13 protein-coding genes and 1 pseudogene are annotated in these 18339 nt (G+C 58.3%); 4 read left to right on the top strand and 10 right to left on the bottom strand.

All coding sequences use genetic code 11. From position 1 onward, the window contains the following. Positions 1 to 66: 66 nt before the first annotated feature. The 6 genes from ACW9JE_RS19660 to ACW9JE_RS19635 all read right to left on the bottom strand — a co-directional run bounded on the left by ACW9JE_RS19660 (position 67) and on the right by ACW9JE_RS19635 (position 7763). A complete protein-coding gene (locus tag ACW9JE_RS19660) occupies positions 67 to 699 on the bottom strand; it encodes a sarcosine oxidase subunit gamma (RefSeq protein WP_457433674.1) in 633 nt (210 codons plus the stop codon). 180 nt (positions 700 to 879) lie between these two features. After that, positions 880 to 3897, bottom strand: coding sequence for a sarcosine oxidase subunit alpha (locus tag ACW9JE_RS19655; RefSeq protein ID WP_224541852.1), 3018 nt, complete (start codon positions 3895 to 3897; stop codon positions 880 to 882). After that, a complete protein-coding gene (locus ACW9JE_RS19650; protein ID WP_034147448.1) occupies positions 3894 to 4223 on the bottom strand; it encodes a sarcosine oxidase subunit delta in 330 nt (109 codons plus the stop codon). Before ACW9JE_RS19650 ends, ACW9JE_RS19655 begins: the two co-directional genes overlap by 4 nt. A 14-nt stretch (positions 4224 to 4237) precedes the next feature. Beyond that, positions 4238 to 5488, bottom strand: a complete 1251-nt coding sequence (locus ACW9JE_RS19645) for a sarcosine oxidase subunit beta (protein ID WP_003206307.1) — start codon at positions 5486 to 5488, stop codon at positions 4238 to 4240. A 23-nt stretch (positions 5489 to 5511) separates the two neighbouring features. Further along, on the bottom strand, positions 5512 to 6765 hold the full coding sequence (glyA, locus tag ACW9JE_RS19640) for a serine hydroxymethyltransferase (protein WP_224541854.1): 1254 nt from the start codon (positions 6763 to 6765) through the stop codon (positions 5512 to 5514). Positions 6766 to 7049: 284 nt separating this feature from the next. Next, positions 7050 to 7763, bottom strand: a complete 714-nt coding sequence (locus ACW9JE_RS19635; RefSeq protein ID WP_457433673.1) for a TraX family protein — start codon at positions 7761 to 7763, stop codon at positions 7050 to 7052. A gap of 159 nt (positions 7764 to 7922) precedes the next feature. On the opposite strand from ACW9JE_RS19635, the gene ACW9JE_RS19630 reads away from it, so the two are divergent. Both ACW9JE_RS19630 and ACW9JE_RS19625 read left to right on the top strand, forming a co-directional pair. Then, positions 7923 to 8960 (top strand): threonine aldolase family protein, encoded by a 1038-nt coding sequence (locus ACW9JE_RS19630; protein ID WP_224539334.1) that lies wholly within the window; start codon positions 7923 to 7925, stop codon positions 8958 to 8960. A 38-nt stretch (positions 8961 to 8998) separates the two neighbouring features. Next, positions 8999 to 9076 (top strand): annotated as a pseudogene (locus ACW9JE_RS19625) (outer membrane lipoprotein carrier protein LolA); the annotation flags it as partial. Between the two features lie 162 nt (positions 9077 to 9238). Here ACW9JE_RS19625 and gbcB read toward each other — a convergent pair. Continuing rightward, on the bottom strand, positions 9239 to 10339 hold the full coding sequence (gbcB, locus tag ACW9JE_RS19620; RefSeq protein WP_224539332.1) for a glycine-betaine demethylase subunit GbcB: 1101 nt from the start codon (positions 10337 to 10339) through the stop codon (positions 9239 to 9241). A gap of 285 nt (positions 10340 to 10624) precedes the next feature. Here gbcB and gbcA point away from each other — a divergent pair, with 285 nt between their 5' ends. Next, the gene (gene gbcA, locus ACW9JE_RS19615) at positions 10625 to 11920 is read left to right on the top strand and encodes a glycine-betaine demethylase subunit GbcA (protein WP_224539330.1); all 1296 of its coding nucleotides are present in this window, start codon (positions 10625 to 10627) and stop codon (positions 11918 to 11920) included. Between the two features lie 55 nt (positions 11921 to 11975). Here gbcA and ACW9JE_RS19610 read toward each other — a convergent pair whose 3' ends face one another. After that, entirely contained in the window at positions 11976 to 14609 is a 2634-nt protein-coding gene (locus ACW9JE_RS19610) for a fibronectin type III domain-containing protein (RefSeq protein ID WP_457433672.1), read from the bottom strand. A 264-nt stretch (positions 14610 to 14873) separates the two neighbouring features. On the opposite strand from ACW9JE_RS19610, the gene ACW9JE_RS19605 reads away from it, so the two are divergent. Then, positions 14874 to 15320, top strand: coding sequence for a hypothetical protein (locus tag ACW9JE_RS19605; RefSeq protein WP_224539325.1), 447 nt, complete (start codon positions 14874 to 14876; stop codon positions 15318 to 15320). Between the two features lie 718 nt (positions 15321 to 16038). On the opposite strand, the gene ACW9JE_RS19600 is transcribed toward ACW9JE_RS19605, so the two are convergent. Both ACW9JE_RS19600 and ACW9JE_RS19595 read right to left on the bottom strand, forming a co-directional pair. Then, the gene (locus tag ACW9JE_RS19600; protein ID WP_457433671.1) at positions 16039 to 17241 is read right to left on the bottom strand and encodes a retropepsin-like aspartic protease; all 1203 of its coding nucleotides are present in this window, start codon (positions 17239 to 17241) and stop codon (positions 16039 to 16041) included. Between the two features lie 125 nt (positions 17242 to 17366). Beyond that, the gene (locus tag ACW9JE_RS19595) at positions 17367 to 18182 is read right to left on the bottom strand and encodes an RHS repeat-associated core domain-containing protein (protein ID WP_457433669.1); all 816 of its coding nucleotides are present in this window, start codon (positions 18180 to 18182) and stop codon (positions 17367 to 17369) included. Between the last annotated feature and the right edge of the window lie 157 nt (positions 18183 to 18339).

Below are 18339 nucleotides of genomic sequence, written 5' to 3'. Positions count from 1 at the left end.
TCAGTCACCTTGATGCCAACTGACCCACCGTATTCGCGAGCAAGCCCGCTCCCACAAGGGAAAGTGTCAGGCTTGAACGGCCAGGCCGTACTCGGCCGACGCATCCTGCAGCCACAGCCACCAGTAGTCCGAGAAACTGCGGCGGATCAGCAGTTCCCAGGTGTCTTCGGCGGTGTGGCGGATCACCAGTTGCGACTTGGCGAACACGGTGCCGACGGCCTTGCCTACCGGGAAGCTGTTGGGGTGCACGTCGTAGCTGGTGGATTTCATCAGCACCTGGCGCACGTTCGGGCCGGTCAGCTCGAGGATCTGCTGGCCGCCGCTGACGTTGACGATCTGGATGTGCAGGTCGCCCAGCGCTTCACGCAGTTTCTTCTCGGCGGCGAATTCTTCGCCGCTCGGCACGATCAGCAGCCACTCGTCCGGGCCCATCCATTGCAAGCTGGTTTCGCCCTTGACGATGACGGCCAGTGCGCCCGGCAGTTCGATGCCCAGGGCCTTGTGTACGCCTGCGGCAAACGCGGCGTCATGGGCGTCGCCACGGATGGTCAGGTGGCCCAGGAGTTTCTTCTCGCGCACGGTCACGCCAGCGCTCTTGCGGCCCTTGCCCACCAGGCTGGCGAGGTCGGCGTGATGCAGCGACGACTCGGCCTTTTCCCCGGTGGTTGGGCGTTGTTGGTAAACATTGGCTGCGGTCATAAGGCACCCTTTCTGAATTCTGTTGGTTCCGGCTACTGTGGTGGCTGTGCTGCCGCCTTCGCGAGCAAGCCCGCTCCCACATTTGTCCGCGTTCCCCTGTGGGAGCGGCGGTGCGACGACTCGACTTGCTCGCGAATGGGCCGACTCGGTGTCATTGCCCATCCGCAAGGCTTGGAGCCACTACACGTTCTGGCGCTCACCCTTCGGATCGAAGAACACCGAAGAAACGATTTCCGCCTCGATCACGCTGCCGTCCGCCAGTGGCGCGAACACGCGTTCGCCCATGCGGTTCAGGCCGCCCTTGACCACGCCCATGGCAAACGAATAGCCCAGGGAGTTGTGCAGGTAACTGGAGGTCACGTGACCGACCATGGTCATCGGGATCGCCTGCTTGGTGTTGAACACCAGTTGCGCGCCTTCCGGCAGCCAGACGTTCGGGTCGATCGGCTTGAGGCCCACCAGTTGCTTGCGCTGATCACGCACGCAGTCTTCACGGTTCATGCCGCGCCAGCCGATCCACGAGAACGGTTTGGTGCGACCCACACACCAGCCCATGTTCAGGTCGTCAGGGGTCATCGAGCTGTCAGTGTCCTGGCCAACGATGATGAAGCCCTTCTCGGCCCGCAGTACGTGCATGGTTTCGGTGCCGTACGGGGTCAGGTTGTACTTCTTGCCGGCGTCGACGATTTTCTCCAGCACGCCCATCGCATAGTCGGCCTGCACGTTGACTTCGTACGACAGCTCACCGGTGAACGAGATGCGGAACACCCGGGCCGGAACGCCACCGACCAGACCTTCTTTCCAGGTCATGAACGGGAAGGCTTCGTTGGTCAGATCGATGTCGGTGACTTCGCTGAGCAGCTTGCGGCTGTTCGGTCCGGACAGGGTCATGGTTGCCCAGTGATCGGTCACGGAAGTGAAGTACACCTTCAGGTCTGGCCATTCGGTCTGCTGGTAGATCTCCAGCCACTGCAGCACGCGAGCTGCGCCGCCTGTGGTGGTGGTCATCACGAAATGGTTGTCGGCCAGGCATGCAGTCACGCCGTCGTCGAACACCATGCCGTCTTCTTTGCACATCAGGCCGTAACGCGCCTTGCCCACGTCGAGCTTGGTCCAGGCGTTGGTGTAGATGCGGTTGAGGAACTCGCGCGCATCCGGGCCCTGAATGTCGATCTTGCCCAGGGTCGAGGCGTCCAGCAGGCCGACGCTGTCGCGCACGGCTTTGCATTCGCGCTTGACCGCTGCATGCATGTCTTCGCCGCTCTTCGGGAAGTACCAAGGGCGTTTCCACTGACCGACGTCTTCGAACTCGGCGCCGTTTTTCAGGTGCCAGTGATGCAGTGCGGTGAAACGCACAGGTTCGAAGATGTGCCCGCAGTGACGACCGGCCACGGCGCCGAAGGTCACCGGCGTGTAGTTCGGACGGAACATGGTGGTGCCCATCTGCGGGATGGTCACGTTCAGCGAACGGGCAGCGATGGCCAGGCCGTTGACGTTGCCGAGCTTGCCCTGATCGGTGCCGAAGCCCAGTGCGGTGTAGCGTTTCACGTGCTCGACCGACTCGAAGCCCTCGCGGGTCGCCAGTTCGATGGCGGCGGCGGTGACGTCGTTCTGCAGGTCGACGAATTGCTTCGGTGCCCGTGCGGTGCTCTTTTCATGCGGAACCTGGAACAGGGCCAGAGTCGGCTCTTCCAGACGCGTCAGTGCTTTCGGCAAGGTCGCTTCGACCGCCGCGAAGCCGGCTTCGCTGGCAGCGCGCACGCCCCCTTCAAAACCATCGGCCAGGGAATCACCCAGAGCGTAGACGCCATTGATGCCACCGACGCACACGCGCTTCTGCGGTGCTTCGCCCGGTACGAAACCGAGGATGTCTTCACGCCAGATCGGCTTGCCACCCAGGTGCGAAGCCAGGTGAACGATCGGGCTGTAACCACCGGAGCTGGCGATCACGTCGCAATCGAGCCACTCGCCAGGGCTGGTGACCTTGTGGCCTTTGACATCGATTGCAGATACACGGGCAGCGGTCACGCGCTTGCTGCCACGGGCCTCGATCACGGCGCTGCCGGTGAGGATGCGGATGCCCTTGGCGCGTGCTTCTTCCACCAGCGCACCGCGAGGGTTGCTGCGGGCGTCGGCGATGGCCACCACTTGCAGGCTGGCATCGAGCCAATCCAGGGCAACGCGGTAGGCGTGGTCGTTGTTGGTGGTCAGTACCAGCTTCTTGCCCGGTGCCACGCCGTAGCGACGAACGTAGGTCGATACAGCGCCGGCGAGCATGTTGCCCGGCACATCGTTGTTGCCGTAGACCAGTGGACGCTCGTGAGCGCCGGTCGCCAGCACCACACGTTTGGCACGCACGCGGTGAACGCGCTGACGGACCTGGCCAATCGGTGCGCGATCGCCGAGGTGATCGGTCAGGCGCTCGTGAATGGTCAGGAAGTTATGGTCGTGGTAGCCGTTGACGGTGGCGCGCGGCAACAGCAGCACGTCCGGGGTGTTCTTCAGTTCGGCAACGACGCTGGCGACCCATTCGGTGGCTGGCTTGCCGTCGAGGCTTTCGCGGGAGTCGAGCAGGCTGCCGCCGAACTCTTCCTGCTCATCGGCCAGGATCACACGGGCGCCGCTGCGCGCAGCCGCCAGTGCAGCCGCCAGACCCGCAGGGCCTGCGCCGACGATCAGCACGTCGCAGTGCTGGTTCATGTAGTCGTAGGTGTCCGGATCGTTCTCGGTCGGCGAGCGGCCAAGACCTGCGGCCTTACGAATGTACTTCTCGTAGGTCATCCAGAACGATTGCGGGTACATGAAGGTTTTGTAGTAGAAGCCCGGCGGCATCAGCTTGCCACCGACCTTGCCGAGAATCCCCATCATGTCGTTGTTGACGTTCGGCCAGCCGTTGGTGCTGTTGGCAACCAGGCCCTGGTACAGCGCCTGTTGAGTGGCGCGTACGTTCGGGATCTGGGTGGCTTCGGTAGCACCGATCTGCAGCACCGCGTTCGGCTCTTCGGTACCGGCGGCGAAGATGCCCCGTGGACGCGAATACTTGAAGCTGCGACCAATGATGTCGACACCGTTGGCCAGCAGTGCAGCGGCCAGGGAGTCGCCTTCGAAGCCTTTGTAGCTCTGGCCGTTGAAGGTGAAGCTCAGGACTTTGTTGCGGTCGATCCGTCCGCCGTTGGACAGGCGATTGATCTGGCTCATACCTTCTCTCCCAGAGCCGTGGTGGCCGCTTTCGGGCTATCGGTCTTGTCGGTGAATTGTGGCTTGGTGCCGATCTTGTAGGTTTCGAGAATCTCGTAGGTCACGGTGTCGCGGGTGGCGTTGAAGTACTGACGGCAACCGGCGGCGTGAATCCACAGTTCATGGTGCAGACCGCGAGGGTTGTCGCGGAAGAACATGTAGTCGCCCCACTCCTCGTCGGTGCAGCTGTTCGGATCCAGTGGACGCGGGATGTGCGCCTGGCCGGATGCGTGGAATTCCTCTTCGGAGCGCAGCTCGCCGCAGTGAGGACAGAAGATATGCAACATGGGGATTTCTCCTGTTAGTGGGCAACCGCAGCAGCGCCGTGTTCATCGATCAACGCACCGTTGTGGAAACGGTCGATGGAGAAAGGTGCGGCCAGCGGGTGCATTTCACCCTTGGCCAGGCTCGCGGCAAATACGTTGCCCGAACCAGGTGTTGCCTTGAAGCCGCCGGTGCCCCAACCGCAGTTGAAGAACATGTTCGGCACCGGAGTCTTGGAGATGATCGGGCAGGCGTCCGGCGTGGTGTCGACGATGCCGCCCCACTGACGGTTCATGCGTACGCGCGACAGCACCGGGAACATTTCGACGATGGCCTGGATGGTGTGCTCGATCACCGGGTACGAACCACGCTGGCCGTAGCCGTTATAGCCGTCGATACCGGCGCCGATCACCAGGTCGCCCTTGTCGGACTGGCTGATGTAACCGTGCACGGCGTTAGACATGATCACACTGTCGATGATCGGCTTGATCGGCTCGGACACCAGCGCTTGCAGCGGGTGGGATTCGATCGGCAGACGAAAGCCCGCGAGCTTGGCCATGTGCCCGGAGTTACCGGCGGTGACCACACCGACGCGCTTGGCGCCAATGAAGCCCTTGTTGGTTTCCACGCCGATGCACACGCCGTTTTCCTTGCGGAAACCGATCACTTCGGTCTGCTGGATCAGGTCCACGCCCAAGGCATCGGCGGCACGGGCAAAGCCCCACGCCACGGCATCGTGACGGGCCACGCCGCCGCGACGCTGAACGGTAGCGCCCATCACCGGGTAGCGGGTGTTCTTGGAGCAATCCAGGTACGGAATCTCGTCCGCGACCTGCTTGGCGTTGAGCAGTTCGCCGTCCACGCCGTTGAGGCGGTTGGCGCTGACCCGACGCTCGGAATCACGGATGTCCTGCAAGGTGTGGCACAGGTTGTAGACGCCGCGCTGGGAGAACATCACGTTGTAGTTCAGATCCTGGGACAGGCCTTCCCACAGTTTCATCGCGTGTTCGTACAAGTGCGCCGACTCGTCCCACAGGTAGTTGGAGCGAACGATGGTGGTGTTGCGCGCGGTGTTACCGCCGCCCAGCCAGCCCTTTTCAACCACGGCCACGTTGGTGATGCCGTGTTCCTTGGCCAGGTAGTAGGCGGTCGCCAGACCGTGCCCGCCACCGCCGACGATGACCACGTCGTAAACTTTTTTAGGGGTCGGCGTGCGCCACATCCGCTGCCAGTTTTCGTGGTGGCTGAGAGAGTGTTTGAAGAGGCCGAAGCCTGAGTAGCGTTGCATAGTCATTTACTCCAAAACCGCACTCAGCGATAAACCGGGAAGTCAGCGCACAGGGCCGAGACTTGCTGGGCAACGTTGGCTTCGACGTCGGCATCGCCGAGGTTGTCGAGGATGTCGCAGATCCAGCCGGCCAGTTCCACGCACTGCGCAACCTTGAAGCCGCGAGTGGTCACAGCCGGGGTGCCGATGCGCAGGCCGGAGGTGACGAACGGCGACTGCGGATCGTTCGGCACGGCGTTCTTGTTCACGGTGATGTGGGCGCGACCGAGGGCTGCGTCCGCCTCTTTGCCTGTGAGGCCCTGACGGATCAGGCTGACCAGGAACAGGTGGTTATCGGTGCCGCCGGACACTACATCGTAGCCGCGTTTGATAAACACGCCGGCCATGGCCTGGGCGTTGTCGATCACTTGCTGCTGGTAAGTCTTGAAGCCAGGCTCCAGTGCTTCCTTGAAGCACACGGCCTTGCCGGCGATCACGTGCATCAGCGGGCCGCCCTGGGCGCCGGGGAATACCGCAGCGTTGAGCTTCTTCTCGATCTCTTCGTTGGACTTGGCCAGGATCAGGCCGCCACGTGGACCGCGCAGGGTCTTGTGAGTGGTGGTGGTGACCACGTCGGCGTACGGCAGCGGGTTCGGGTACAGGCCAGCAGCGACCAGACCGGCCACGTGGGCCATGTCGACGAACAGCAGCGCGCCAACCTTGTCGGCGATCTGGCGGAAGCGCGGGAAGTCCAGAGTCTTGGAGTAAGCGGAGAAGCCGGCAACGATCATCTTCGGCTTGTGCTCGACGGCCAGACGCTCGACTTCGTCGTAGTTGATCAGGCCGGTGTCGGTGTCGATGCCGTATTGAACGGCGTTGTACAGCTTGCCCGAGGACGACACCTTGGCACCGTGGGTCAGGTGACCGCCGTGGGCCAGGCTCATGCCCAGGATGGTGTCGCCGGCTTGCAGCAGGGCCAGATAAACGGCGCTGTTGGCCGAGGAGCCGGAGTGTGGCTGGACGTTGGCGTAATCGGCGCCGAACAGTTGCTTGGCGCGTTCAATGGCCAGGGCTTCAACCTTGTCCACGTGCTCGCAGCCGCCGTAGTAACGCTTGCCCGGATAGCCTTCGGCGTACTTGTTGGTCAGGCCGCTGCCTTGCGCTTGCATGACGCGCTTGCTGGTGTAGTTCTCCGACGCAATCAGCTCGATGTGATCTTCCTGACGTTGCTCTTCGGCATTCATTGCCGCCAGCAGTGCATCATCGTAACCCTGGATCTGGTCTTGCTTGCTGAACATCGCGTCTCTCCCAGCGGCATCTATGCGCCATTCGTCTCGGTAAGGCACTGGCGGTTCACCCTTGCCCTTTGAATGCGATGTTATGACCGGTGCAGGCAGGTCAAATGCCTATGGGCGCCACGCAAAGGTGCGTTTACGACATGGCGGGAATCGGACTGAAGGAACGCAAATGCGAGATCCCCTCAAAACCTTGTGGGAGCGGGCTTGCCCGCGATTGCGGTGGGTCAGCCGCCATCAATATGGGCTGTGCCGCCGCCATCGCTGGCAAGCCAGCTCCCACAGGGTCAGGAGAGCACCTGGCGCACTGCGTAAAGAACGAGGAAATGCACGGGATAGAGCGCATACGCCCACCTGCGCATGGGCAGCGGTTTTACGTCCTGGGCATGTCGCAAAAGGAACATCCCCAGCCATGGCGCAATCAGACAAGTGGCAACCGCCGCCATCGCCACGTGATTGCCCAGGCGAATGGAGTAATACAGCACCTGCCACTGATTGGCGGCCAAACACACCACCCCCGGCAGCAACACGAAAATCCATGGACGACCAATCACCAGCAACATCGCCAGCGGCAACATCACCCCGAAGAAGCCAAACATCAGTTTTGACGAGAACACCGCCGCCAACACGACAGAAGCGACAGCCAATAGTCGCATTTGAAGATTAGGGTCCTGCCAGCCGCGAGCCACCAATAGGCCCAACACGAGGGTTGGCATCACGTTGAGCGTGTCGGGATTAGGCAAGAACAACCGATAGGGCATTTCGCTGACCGCGCTGAACAGCACCAGCCAGCACAAATAGCGCCACTGTCCGCTGGACTTGACCGGCGCCCGCGCCAGATTGACCGCCATCGCCAGGCAGAACCACGGGAACGCCAGGCGCCCCGGCACATACAGCCAGTCGGCGGAATAACCGATGTATCGCAGGTGATCGAGCACCATGCACAGCAGCGCCAGCCATTTGAGCAAATCCAGTGCATGGTCGCGTTGCTTCAAGTGCATAGCCCTTAAGTCCAAAGACACGTGCATAATTGCCCGGCTTCTGCGTAATTTTCTGACACCGACATCCCGTGTACTCCCCGGACGATCTTCGGCAGAGTGCGCCCCCTTATTGACCACGAGACGCTTCACCATAGGCGTCTCGATCACGGAAAGCAGGCCATGACCGACAAGAGCCAACAATTCGCCAGCGACAACTATTCCGGTATCTGCCCTGAAGCCTGGGCCGCCATGGAACAGGCCAACCATGGTCACCAGCGCGCCTATGGCGACGACGAGTGGACTGCCCGCGCGTCCGACGATTTCCGCAAGCTGTTCGAAACCGACTGCGAAGTGTTCTTCGCGTTCAACGGCACCGCTGCCAACTCCCTGGCCCTGTCGTCGCTGTGCCAGAGTTACCACAGCGTGATCTGCTCGGAAACCGCCCACGTCGAAACCGACGAATGCGGCGCCCCGGAGTTTTTCTCCAACGGCTCCAAGCTGCTGATCGCCCGCACCGAAAACGGCAAGCTGACCCCGGACTCGATCCGCGAAGTCGCCCTCAAGCGCCAGGACATCCACTACCCCAAGCCCCGCGTCGTGACCCTGACCCAGGCCACCGAAGTGGGCAGCGTCTATACCCCGGACGAAGTGCGCGCCATCAGCGCGACCTGCAAGGAGCTGGGCCTGCACCTGCACATGGACGGCGCGCGTTTTTCCAACGCCTGCGCGTTCCTCGGCTGCTCGCCGGCTGAGCTGTCGTGGAAGGCTGGTGTCGATGTGTTGTGCTTTGGCGGTACGAAAAACGGCATGGCGGTGGGCGAGGCGATCCTGTTCTTCAACCACGATCTGGCCGAGGACTTCGACTACCGCTGCAAACAGGCCGGCCAGCTGGCATCGAAAATGCGCTTCCTGTCTGCCCCGTGGGTCGGCATCCTGGAAAACGACGCCTGGCTCAAATACGCCCGCCACGCCAACCACTGCGCGCAATTGCTGGCTGAACTGGTCAGCGACATCCCGGGCGTGGAACTGATGTTCCCGGTACAGGCCAACGGCGTGTTCCTGCAACTCTCGGAACCGGCCATCTCCGCCCTCACTGCCAAGGGCTGGCGCTTCTACACCTTCATCGGCAAAGGCGGCGCCCGCTTCATGTGCTCATGGGACACCGAAGAAGAACGCGTACGAGAACTGGCCCGCGACATCCGCGAAGTCATGGCCTGACACACCACATACCCACTGTAGGAGCGAGCTTGCTCGCGATGGTGGCCAACGATGACGCGGGGCACCTGACACCCCGCGGCGCTCTCGGGCTCATCGCTAGCAAGCTAGCTCCTACAGGGGGAACGGGTGTTTCCGGATTTTGTGAACACCACAAAACCCTGTGGGAGCGGGCTTGCCCGCGAAGGCGGCGCGTCAGACAACATCAATGTTGACCATGCCACCGTCTTCGCGAGCAAGCCCGCTCCCACATTAGTAACGGGTGTACCGAATTTTTTGGATTAATACTCGATCCGCACATCCCCCTTCGGAATGCTGCAGCACGACAGGATGAACCCTTCGGCTTCGTCGTCTTCGGTGATCCCGCCGTTGTGGTCCATCTCCACTTCCCCGCCCAGCTTCAGCACTTTGCAGGTGCCGCAGATGCCCATGCCGCAGGCTTTCGGGATCATCAGGCCGACCTTCGCAGCGGCGGCGTGTACGGTTTCGCCCGGGGCCACGCGGATGCTCTTGCCGGAGGCGGTGAATTCCACTTGATGCAGGTCCGCGGCGTCGACTTCCGGTGCGTCTGCCGCCTGCTCGGCGTGTTCCACGGCATCGGCGCGCGCTTCTGGCGGGGTCGCACCGAAGGATTCTTCGTGGTAACGCTTCATGTCGAACCCGGCACCTTCCAGCAAACGCTTGACGGCAGTCATATACGGCGTCGGGCCGCAGCAGAACACTTCGCGCTCCATGAAGTCCGGTGCCATCAATTCGAGCATCCGGTGGTTCAGGTATCCGCGATAGCCGGCCCAGGGCTCACCCATGCCGTGCTTCTCGCAAATGATGTGCAGATTGAAGTTCTCGATCCGCGACGCCATGTGCTCCAGCTCACGGTGGTAGATGATGTCTTTGGGCGAACGAGCGCTGTGGATAAACACCATATCCACGTTGCCGTTGGTATCGTAGAACCAGCGCGCCATGGACATGACCGGTGTGATACCGACGCCACCGCTGAGGTAGAGCACCTTCGGCGCGGTGAAGTCCATGGCATTGAACAGACCGACCGGGCCGTGCACCGCCAGTTCCTGGCCTTCGTGCAGCGTGTCGTGCAGCCAGTTGGAAACCTTGCCCCCCGGTACGCGCTTGATGGTCACCGAGAAGCTGTACGGCACCGACGGCGAGCTGGAAATGGTGTACGAACGCATGATCGGCTGGCCTTCGATCTCCAACTCCAGGGTCACGAACTGCCCTGGCTTGAAGAAGAACATGATCGGCTGGTCGGCCATGAAACAGAAGGTGCGCACATCCCAGGTTTCCTGGATGACTTTGACGCAACGGACAATATGTCGGCCATTGGCCCAGGTCTGGGTGGTTACCGGGTTCAGGAAGGTGTTGGACATGCTTGTTCTCCACAGCCGACTGTCGGCCTCATGATGGCGATTCTGCGTATAGCGTGAACCATCCATTTACCTATCTGCGACATTCACATGCTTATCGCGACCAGCCCCCAACCACCGGGGCTTGCGCGTCGGGAACAGATTGCACCATGTCGCCCATGGATAAGGTTCTGGCCTGCGCCGGCCCCACACTCGCCTCCAACAGGACAACCGTTTTCCCATACCTTGCGTTGCAAACCTGATCAGCCACTTTTCGCGGCCACGCAGATGGCCTTGAGGACCTACACGATGGACGTCACTACTACCTTGAGCCTGGGCGATCCGCTGGAACCCGCACGCAAGGCCACCGCCCAGATGCTGCAGGAGCGCGAGCGCACCTTCTCGCTGCCGCAGCCGTTCTACACCGACGAGCGCCTGTTCGATATCGACATGCAGGAGATCTTCCAGAAAGAGTGGTTGATCGCCGGCATGACCTGCGAAATCCCGGCCAAGGGCAACTACATGACCCTGCAGGTCGGCAAGAACCCGATCATCGTGATCCGCGGCGCCGACGGCGTCGTGCACGCCTTCCACAACGTCTGCCGTCACCGCGGCTCGCGTCTGTGCACCAGCGACAAGGGCAAGGTCGCCAAGCTGGTCTGCCACTACCACCAGTGGACCTACGAACTCGACGGTCGCCTGCTGTTCGCCGGCACCGAAATGGGCGCTGACTTCGACATGAAGCAGTACGGCCTCAAGCCCGTGAACGTGAAAACCGCCGGCGGCTACATCTTCATCAGCCTGGCGGAAAACCCACCGGCCATCGATGAGTTCCTGGCGACGCTGACTCATTACATGGAACCGTACGACATGGAAAACACCAAGGTGGCGATTACGACCACCTTGATGGAAAAGGCCAACTGGAAACTGGTGCTCGAAAACAACCGCGAGTGCTACCACTGCAACGGTTCGCACCCTGAATTGCTCAAAACCCTGCTGGAATGGGACGACGTCACCGACCCGCGCGCCGACCAGGCGTTCAAGGACCACGTCGCCGCCTCCGCCGCCGCCTGGGACGCCGAGAAGATCCCTTACGCCCACGCCAGCTTCGGCCTGCGCAACCGCATCGTGCGCATGCCGCTGCTCAAGGGCACCGTGTCGATGACCATGGACGGCAAGCAGGGCTGCGCCAAACTCATGGGCCGCATCAAGAACCCGGACCTGGGCTCGATGCGCATCCTGCACCTGCCGCACTCCTGGAACCACTGCATGGGCGACCACATCATCGTGTTCACCGTGTGGCCGATCAGCGCTCAGGAAACCATGGTCACCACCAAGTGGATCGTCCACAAGGACGCCGTCGAAGGCGTGGACTACGACGTGGAACGCATGCGCAAGGTCTGGGACGCCACCAACGACCAGGACCGTCGCCTGGCCGAAGAAAACCAGCGCGGCATCAACTCCACGGCGTACCAGCCTGGGCCGTACTCCAAGACCTATGAATTTGGTGTGGTGAACTTCATCGACTGGTACAGCGGTCGCATGCTCAACAACCTGGGGGCCGAGCCTGCGCCGTACCTTAAAGGGGTTGCGGTTAGCGGTTAAGACTGACGGGTAGAAACCGAGGCTCGTGCGTTGAACGCACGAGCCTCAGTTTTTTTCAGGCCAGTGGTATGACCGTGATCTTGTTCCACTCCGATTCTGTTCCATCCCTAAATCTGCACTGAACACCAAATATCATGGGTAAGCCGACGAGCAGGTTGTTGGCTGTATGGCTCATTGCGCTGAGTGGCGTCGAATTTCCGCTCGGAAATATCTTGAATGTGTAACCCAAGACGTTTTCTGCATTGTTTCGAGGGGGACCCCAGGCAAAGGAAACGCTGCGGTTTGAATTGTTCGTCACGTGGAAATCAGAAGGAATAGTCGAACCGCTCATGGTTTTGAAGGTGGCCGTGGCCGGGTCGGATCGCTCTCCGCTGCTACTGACTGCAAATACAACGAATGTATAGTCTGTATTGGTGGATAAGCCATCAACAATGACATTTCGTTCGGCAGTCGTTTTTTCCTGTTGACCTTCCAGGTAATAAGCATAAGTAATCGAATTACCCGCGGGTGGCAGCCAGCCAATTTGAGCGGATATTGTCCCGGCACTTACGGCAATTTTAGTTGGAGCGCCCGGTTTATCAGGAATCTCCGGTCCACCGCTGGCGGTCAAAGACGCCGTAAGTGATAAATTCCCATGATGGTCAATTGCCCAAATCCTGATGGGATACGTCGCTTCCGAAGCCAACTTCGATACCGGAAATTCGTTTCTGGATGCGGGTACTATGAACGGCGGTTTTTCACTGACCGATATCGCATAGCTTGCGACATCCGTACTTGCTGACTTGTCCCAACTTAAAACCATATCCGTATCAGTCTGCGAGGCAATTTTAAAATTACTTGCCGGCAAAGGCTTGGTCACGTCGACATCGAGACTGACCACAACCTGCTCAGACTCTTCTCCCGTATTCATGATAAAGACGCGAGCCTTGACGATGAATTTATCGCCGGGCATGGCATAGTCTTTGTAAGTGGGCGGATAAGTCGGATCAAAAGGAATCAAGGGCAGCGGAACACTGTCGGTGATGAACTGCAAGGCAATTTGCATACCCAAAGGTAGAAGAATAGGGATGGAGTCCCAAGTGATTACCGCATTAAACAAATTGGGGTCCCAATCGAGTGGTATGTAGTCGATTCTAGTATTCTGAAGACGTGGTAATGGAGGACGATTCAGGCCTGTCCATTCGGAGTAGTTGCCATTACGATCCTTGGCACGGACTTCAATTAAATAGGATTGATTTGGAGACGTGTTATGAAACTCGTATGAGAGCGCGGCAGTGAATCCCTGGTACACGTCGTTGATCCTGACTTCATAACCTGCAACTCCGACGCCGTTGCCGTCAGATGACGCGGCCCACTCGACTTTTATTGTCGGATAACCAAATCTGGCAAACTTCAAGTCCGCCGGATTAGTAGGCGGGACACTATCCTGAGTTAAATCCACGGATGAAGAAAAATCTGACACATTACCCGCCATATCGACCGCTCGTACTTTCAGCGGTCCATTGACCTTATTAAAATCCTTAACCAACAACTCCGTACCGCTCACGGTATAAATACGCGCACCATTCTGGAAAATCTCATAATAGCGAACGGCCGTATCGTCTTTGGAGGCATCCCAGTAAAAGCGTGTCGTGTTTTGATAATAGTCTTGCTTGGCGCCTTCGTCTGACAACCTCTGCTGCCGGACAATAAAACCGGTAGGGGCGCTGGGTGGAGTCTTGTCTCGCCCCATTTGCAAGTTGAGTGCAATGCATCGGTCTACAACACCGATACGAGAATCCGCCCTCTGAATAAAGTCGGCCATAACAATATTGACTTTACGACCACTATCGGAAAAAGGAATCGTTCGAATTGGATGATTGGCGGGGAGGTGTTGAGGCCCTCCATCTATACCGCTCTTGTACACTGTTGAACTTAATGCCCAGGGAAAATTGAGAGGAGGAGACTTCATCGCTTCTACAACCATTTCCTCGATGCCGCCCTCGCTATAGTCGTCGTGGTTCCAACGATGACCAATCAAGTCCCACAAAAGTGCTCTTTCAGGTTTGTCAACGGGCCACTTGTCTGAAGCGCCATAGTCAAACGCCAGAATAATGTTTTTTCCAGGGTATTCCGTATATATCTGCTGCATTGTTTTACCCAATGCAACCCTTGGTAACAAAAATGATCTCAGAGCTTCCAGATGTTTTAAGACCCGCTCAAGACTGTTGAAAGCATACTGCGTACCTTTGTCGTATGAGTGAAAATCCAGAACGACAATTTCACCCGGGTTTGCTCTGCAAAAATCGAGGACATCACTGATCAGGTGCTGCAATAGACGATTACCCCAGCTGCCATGCTTGAACTCGATTCTTTCTCGAAACTCGATATGTGGCGCATGGTTACCAACCACTTCGCCATAGCTATTATCCTTCATGCGCAAATCCACTACGCGAGCACCCGCATTCAGTTGAGCTGAAAACCGCCCATCCTGGCACGCCGTCCATTTTTCGCCGATAAAGTCGATTGCCCCCTTATCAGCGCCGGAGTTATGGGCACTGGGCAATGCCAGTTGCCACAACATCAAGTGACTGATGTCATTAAACATATCAGTCATCCAACGACTGTAATTGATATTGCGCTCACCCAAGGGGACTGAGGCAGATTCCAATGCTTGGGTATTAGGATCGGAGATATGCTCGCTGGTCATGTCGAGTTCCTCGGAAGACGGTATTGATCACAATGCAGTACTTTTCCCGTTTCCGTAACTAGCAGAAATGATAGTCGGCTGCGTACTACAGCAACACAAACGCTTAGATGAGCACACAATACGCACCCGCGCCACTATCAGAACTGCTAGTGGCGCACCTCCCAATACCCGCTATTATCGATCGAGCGATAAAAACTCGAAGATCACTCCCTTCCCGAAATTTGAACCTGACATGATTACCTGCTAAATCACGAGGATTAAGTTATGTTGATAATTCCTACAACCGCAGAAAGAAAAAATCTTGCGAATAAACTCACGCAAACCAACCGGCTGGGTTCTTTCACCGCCACGCTTGAAGTCGAGCCCTTTGATTACAAGGCACAGTTTGGGTATCTAAGGCTCGACGATCTGAAAAAATACAACATACAGGCATACATAGACTCGCCAGAACGAATGTTTAACTTCGCGATCTTCCTTCCCAGAGGCGCCGTAGAAGGAACGGTCAGAGTCAGCACAAACCCATATAGTGATACAACCGCCTATGCGGTTTATCTTGCGGCTTTCGACGGCGGAATCAAATTTTTCATCGGCAGTAGTGGATTCGTAAAATATAAGTACTATCCGGCAGAGGCACGTATTGAAGGGGATTTTGAATACAGGTGTGTTTTGGGAAAAATATTCAAGGGATCTTTTAACGTCAACGAAGAGTGATAACGGAAAGATCTTGGGCCTAATCGGCGGCTGGCCAGCCAACCTTGTCAGGCGAAGACAATCACCTGTACAAAATATGAACGATTCCCCTGAGTACCAAGCCGTAGGCGGCTCCCAGCCTTCAGCAAACAAGTTATCCACACCTCCACCCACAGCAAATGGGGACAACTGTGGAAAGACTGCAAATTTTCTCCACAAAAACTGAAGAAAATCCGTGACTTATTCAAATGGACGGATTTCCCCAGCACTTGATCATTAATTGAACAAACCTCTGAACATCACGTAATACGTGCCCCCCAGCGCGTGGCGAACACCTTATCCACAGAAGCACCAACAGACTTTGGGGGAAACTTCAGATGTGTTGTGGAAAAGCGCTGCAGACGTTGAATTTGCTGTGTTTGTGAGGCGCAGAGAGCCCCATAAAGGCACTTTTGAACAAATTTTAACCAACCCTTTGAAAGCCACGGATTACAAGGTCTGTAGCGGTAAGCGAACATCTTATCCACAGAAGCGCCAACAGAGATTGGGGGCAAGTCCTGTTGCTGGAGCCCGCTTATCCTCTGAAAAAACCTTTGAAAAACCGCAGTTTAGGCTGGTTGTTTTTTGATCTGAGGCCTGCAGACCATGATCTTCAAGGTCTCGGGCAAGGGGCGAACATGTTATCCACAGAAGCGCTAACAGGGATTGTGGGTAAACTCACTGAATAAGTCCGAATCCATCACACCTTGTTGAAACAGGAGCGCCCCGCGTCGATATCCAGATTCAGCTCGAAATCCTCGAACGCCCGCCATCCCAGCAGCACCGACGGCACATACCGTCCCTTCACCCAGGACGGCGGGATGGTGAAACCGGGGTAGTACTTGTAGGTAATCGGCAGGCTGTGGCCGGGCAGGTTCAGTACGCCCTTGAAGGATTGATAGCGCTGCCGGTCGGCGATGTCCAGGCGTGATGCACCGGGGGTGAGGGTTTGCACGACATTGACCTGCTGGCCGGGCAAGGCGGAGGTGAGGTAGTCGATATTGCCCGTATCGACGATGGCCTGGGTGTTGCGGTTATCCAGGCTGGCCGTGATGGTCAGTCGCTGGTTGAGGTCCATGCGGGTGTAGGTGATCGGCGAGTCGCAGCGCAGAGAAGGTGCGGGGTTGAGCTCCAGGGTCTTGCGGGTGATCTTCAGCCGGCCCAGCTTGCTGATCAGGTCCAGCCCCAGCAGGTTGTCCCTGTCGCTTACGAACACCAGCACGTTTCTGAACTCGCTTGTGCCGATTTTCAGCGACTCGATGACACCAAGCCTGGCCGACAGGTTGCTCTCGCCGTAAAACGTGCTGTAGGCGTAATGGGAGTCGCTCAGCAGCTTGATGCCCATCAGTTTTGCGGTATCGATGTTGACCCGGGTTTGCGGCGCGCCGGTGTCGAGGACGAAACGTGCCGAATGACCGTTGGCTGTGCTGACATCAATGAAGGGCAACACCTCTTGCGCGACGAAGCGGTCGTTGGCGTATGGATGAATCTTCAGCACTTCGCGCTTCGACGCGCGCTTTATCGTGAAATCGCCGGTGGCGCGCAGGGTCGCGAGGGATTGCTCGCCGAACATCGAAAAGAGAATGTTCAGTTCCGGGTCAGCCTTGATCGCCCGAGCGTGTCGGCGCTGAACCGCCAGGTAGAAGTCCGGCAACTGGTTGGCAGCCTTGAGCTCGAACATCCGGGCGATCACCGTCACCGAGCAGTCGAGGTTTTTCCCGGGTTCCGGCACCAGCTCGCAGCGCTCGCGCAACTGCTTCAGGGAGGCTTTCTGCCCCTGCTCGGTGGCCAACCATTGATAGAAACCAGGCTCCGGCAAGAGACGCGGCTCAGGCGCGTTCGGCCGGGTAGCGGCCGGTAATCCCGTCGACACCAGGGCAACCCAGGCAAGGAGCAATCCCATCAGCGGCTTCATGGCCAACCCACTCATAAAAACCAGGTTTTATGAACAAGCGCTGAACCTCTGAAAGCTCCTTTATCCCGTGATGCACCCTGACCAGCGCACATTGAAAATGTAGTGCATTGGGATCAGATGTGCCTGATGTCGGCGACGCTTGGACGGTTCAGTTCAGCAATATTGCCGTTTTCGTCTGGAATGATCGGACCAGGTTTTTTCTCGATAACAACCTCTGCAAGTTGTACGCCTGGTGCGTCCACCTTCGCAGAATCACTCCAACCTACGATTCCTTTGAGGTTGGTAACTACTGTCGTACCCAATACGCCGCTTTCATAAGCGGCCATCAATGGACCCGCGAAACGAACAAAAGAGCCAAGGATCAAGAACCCTGTGCCCGCAGCTACAACGAAGGGTGCGGCCGGTACCTCAAAAATTCCAAGCATTGCCCCGGTGAAACCCGCAGTGATGCCCAACCCACCGGTTTGCAGGCCAATCTTGCCGATTTTCGTAGCAGGTGGTGTCGCGACCAGTAAGGCTGCCGCAGCGGTGCCCTGCAATGTGGCCGATAATATCTGTTGCGCGAGTACCACTGATTTACCTGTGGGATCCCTGAAGTTGAGCGGATCTCCCTCGCAGTACGCATACGCATTTATCCCCCCCTTCCCAAACGGGCACAACGCGTCCGGCCTGTGAAAGCGCCTCAGCACCGGGTCATACACCCGATGCCCCTTGCCCAGGTGATACCAACCCGTCGGTCGCTCTCGAAGTTGCCCGGTGAAGCCCAGGTACGAGCCTGCCGCGAGCCGGCTGCTTTGCTCACCGTAAAGGGTGTGGGCGAAGGAGTTCGGACCTGTGCGATCCAGTTCGGCGTGAACACTGTGTTGCAGGTCGGTCGCCAGCAGCAGGGTTCGCGTGGCGGCGTGTTGAGAGGAACGGGAAGCAGGCATCGACGGCGTCCTCTTAGAGGCGTTTCGGCTGTTCGATACCGTAGCAAAGCGAATTGAAAATCGACACTAGCAGAACTGATAGTCGCCCTGGATGCTGGAAAACCCTGTAGCAGCTGGCGAAGCCTGCGTCCGGCTGCGCAGCAGTCGTAAAACCTGT

This window comes from Pseudomonas sp. SDO55104_S430 (genome assembly GCF_054070595.1).
The sequence above is the reverse complement of the archived record's forward strand: the minus strand, read 5'-3'. Positions and strand labels throughout refer to the sequence as shown.